Origin of the sequence: Neptuniibacter sp. (genome assembly GCF_024231755.1) — a bacterium.
Classification (GTDB): Bacteria; Pseudomonadota; Gammaproteobacteria; order Pseudomonadales; family Balneatricaceae; genus Neptuniibacter.
In genome coordinates this window covers 1-3,528 of the sequence record NZ_JAAEQH010000058.1, presented here as the reverse complement: position 1 = coordinate 3,528, position 3,528 = coordinate 1, and the positions used below count along the sequence as shown (strand labels likewise).

3 protein-coding genes are annotated in these 3,528 nt (G+C 47.6%); all 3 read left to right on the top strand.

The features are described from left to right. Nucleotides 1-322, top strand: a 322-nt coding sequence (gene rpsG, locus GY843_RS02165) for a 30S ribosomal protein S7 (protein ID WP_297306078.1), incomplete at its 5' end; no start/stop codon positions are given. Between the two features lie 27 nt (nucleotides 323-349). Further along, nucleotides 350-2,443, top strand: a complete 2,094-nt coding sequence (gene fusA / locus GY843_RS02160; RefSeq protein ID WP_297306077.1) for an elongation factor G — start codon at nucleotides 350-352, stop codon at nucleotides 2,441-2,443. A 39-nt stretch (nucleotides 2,444-2,482) separates the two neighbouring features. Next, on the top strand, nucleotides 2,483-3,528 hold a 1,046-nt coding region (gene tuf, locus GY843_RS02155), incomplete at its 3' end, for an elongation factor Tu (protein ID WP_297306076.1).

Sequence of the window (3,528 nt, the reverse complement as noted above, 5' to 3'; positions counted from 1 at the left end):
TGCTGAAAAAACCGGCAAAGCACACCTAGATATCTTCGAGGAAGCGCTTGATAACATCCGCCCAACAGTAGAGGTTAAGTCTCGTCGTGTTGGTGGTTCAACTTATCAGGTTCCAGTTGAAGTACGTCCAGTTCGTCGTAACGCGCTAGGTATGCGTTGGATGGTTGAAGCTGCACGTAAACGTGGCGAAAAGTCTATGGCACAACGCCTAGCGGCTGAAATGCTAGACGCAGCAGATAATAAAGGTTCAGCGGTTAAGAAACGTGAAGACGTTCACCGTATGGCCGAAGCAAACAAAGCGTTTGCTCACTACCGTTGGTAATCAACGTTATTTAACTGAGAGAGATTTATGCCTCGTAAGACCTCGATTGAGCGTTATCGCAATATTGGTATTGTGGCTCACGTGGACGCGGGTAAAACCACGACCACAGAGCGTGTTCTGTTTTATACAGGACTGTCTCACAAAATCGGTGAAGTGCACGATGGTGCTGCTACCATGGACTGGATGGAGCAAGAGCAGGAGCGTGGTATTACTATCACGTCTGCTGCGACTACCTGTTTCTGGAAAGGCATGAATCAGCAATTCGAAGATCATCGAATTAACATCATTGATACGCCAGGGCACGTTGACTTCACGATCGAAGTTGAGCGTTCTTTGCGTGTACTTGATGGTGCAGTTGTTGTGCTATGTGCTTCCTCAGGTGTTCAGCCTCAGACGGAAACAGTTTGGCGCCAGGCTAACAAATATGAAGTGCCTCGCATGGTGTTCGTCAATAAGATGGATCGCATCGGAGCAGATTTCTTCATGGTTGTTGAGCAGCTTAAAGAGCGGCTTGGTGCCAACGCCGTACCAATAAACTTCCCGATCGGCGCGGAAGAGAGCTTTGTTGGTGTGGTGGACCTGATTCGCATGAAAGCCATTATGTGGAATGAAGCTGATCAGGGAATGACCTATGAGCTGGAAGATATTCCGGCTGATTTGCAGGCTAAAGCTGATGAGCTGCATGAGCAGCTGGTTGAAGCGGCAGCAGAAGCAAATGATGAATTGATGGATAAGTACCTTGAAGAAGGTGAGTTGTCCTTAGATGAAATCAAACAAGGGTTGCGTGCGCGTACACTTGATAATGATATTGTTCTTATGCAGGCAGGTTCTGCATTTAAGAATAAGGGTGTACAAGCGGTACTGGATGCTGTTGTCGAATTTATGCCGTCTCCAATCGAAGTAAAAGCGATTGAGGGTACGCTTGATGATAAAAATGAAACAGTAGCAGAACGTCATGCTGATGATGACGCTCCCTTTGCGGCGCTTGCGTTCAAAATAGCAACGGATCCTTTTGTTGGTACGCTTACTTTCGTACGTGTTTATTCCGGTGTGTTGAAGTCTGGTGATGGGGTTTATAACTCTGTTAAGGGCAAAAAAGAACGTGTAGGCCGTATGGTTCAAATGCATTCTAATAACCGAGAAGAGATCAAAGAGGTTCGCGCAGGCGACATCGCAGCTCTTATCGGTATGAAGGATGTAACAACCGGTGATACTTTATGTGATATTGACGACAAGATTATTCTGGAGCGTATGGAATTTCCTGCCCCGGTAATTTCTGTTGCAGTAGAGCCTAAGTCTCAAGCAGATCAGGAAAAAATGGGTGTCGCACTGGGTAAGCTTGCTCAGGAAGATCCGTCCTTCCAGGTTGAGACTGATAAAGAGACCGGTCAAACGATTATTTCCGGTATGGGTGAATTACACCTAGATATTCTTGTGGATCGAATGAAGCGAGAGTTTAAGGTTGAAGCCAATATCGGTAAGCCGCAGGTAGCTTACCGCGAGAAGATTAAGCAGTCTGTCGATGCAAACCATAAGTTTGTACGTCAGTCTGGTGGTCGCGGTCAATACGGTCATGTAGTTGTTGAATTTAGCCCTTCGGAAGATGAAGGTTTGGAATTCATCAATGAGATTGTCGGTGGTGCTATCCCTCGGGAATTTATACCGGCCGTACAAAAGGGCATAGAAGAGCAGATGCATAACGGCGTTATCGCAGGTTATCCACTGATCGGTTTAAAAGCTCGTTTGTATGACGGTTCCTTTCATGATGTTGACTCCAACGAAATGGCGTTTAAAATTGCGGCTTCTCAGGCTCTGAAGAAGTTTGCACAGGATGCTGATCCTTGCCTGTTGGAGCCGGTTATGAAGGTTGAAGTTGTTACTCCTGAAGATTATATGGGCGATGTGATGGGTGACCTCAACCGTCGTCGAGGTCTTGTTCAGGGTATGGAAGATAGTTCTTCGGGTAAGGTTATTGATGCATTAGTTCCTCTAGGTGAGATGTTCGGTTATGCAACCGATCTGCGCTCAGCTACTCAGGGTCGTGCTACTTATTCGATGGAGTTTTATGAGTACGGCGAAGCGCCAAAAAATGTCGCTGATGCTGTTATCAATTTTACTTAAATATTTATTTGCCAATAATGGCTTATAGAGGTATTAGACGTGGCTAAAGAACAATTTGAACGCTCTAAACCGCACGTTAACGTTGGTACAATCGGCCACGTTGACCACGGTAAAACTACACTGACTGCAGCTCTGACACGCGTATGTGCAGAAGTATGGGGCGGCGACGCTGTTGCATTCGATGGTATCGACAACGCACCAGAAGAGCGTGAGCGTGGTATCACGATCGCGACTTCTCACGTTGAGTACGATTCTCCAGAGCGTCACTACGCTCACGTAGACTGCCCAGGACACGCTGACTACGTTAAGAACATGATCACTGGTGCTGCACAGATGGACGGCGCGATTCTGGTATGTGGTGCTACAGACGGCCCAATGCCTCAGACTCGTGAGCACATCCTGCTGTCTCGTCAGGTTGGTGTACCATACATCGTTGTATTCCTGAACAAAGCAGACCTGCTGGCTGAAGACTGTGGCGGTTCTGACTCTGAAGAATACGAAGAGATGCTGGAACTGGTAGAAATGGAACTGCGTGAGCTGCTGGATCAGTACGAATTCCCAGGTGACGACACTCCAATCATCCCAGGTTCTGCTCTGATGGCGCTGAACGGCGAAGACGACAACGAGCTGGGTACTACTGCTGTTAAAACTCTGGTTGAGACTCTGGATTCTTACATCCCAGAGCCAGAGCGTGCAATCGACGGTGCATTCATAATGCCTATCGAGGACGTATTCTCTATCCAGGGTCGTGGTACTGTAGTAACAGGTCGTGTTGAGCGCGGTATCATCAACGTTGGTGACGACGTTGAGATCGTAGGTATCAAAGAGACAACTACTACTACTTGTACTGGTGTTGAGATGTTCCGTAAGCTGCTTGACGAAGGTCGTGCAGGTGAGAACATTGGTGCGCTGCTGCGTGGTACTAAGCGTGAAGAAGTTGAGCGTGGTCAGGTACTGGCTGCTCCAGGTTCTATCACTCCTCACACTCGTTTCGAAGGTGAAGTATACGTACTGTCCAAAGAAGAAGGCGGTCGTCACACTCCATTCTTCAAAGGCTACCGTCCACAGTTCTACTTCCGTACAAC

Excerpts from the sequence above, each read along its gene's own strand:
- fusA (WP_297306077.1), top strand. The coding sequence starts at position 350 with ATGCCTCGTAAGACCTCGATTGAGCGTTATCGCAATATTGGTATTGTG.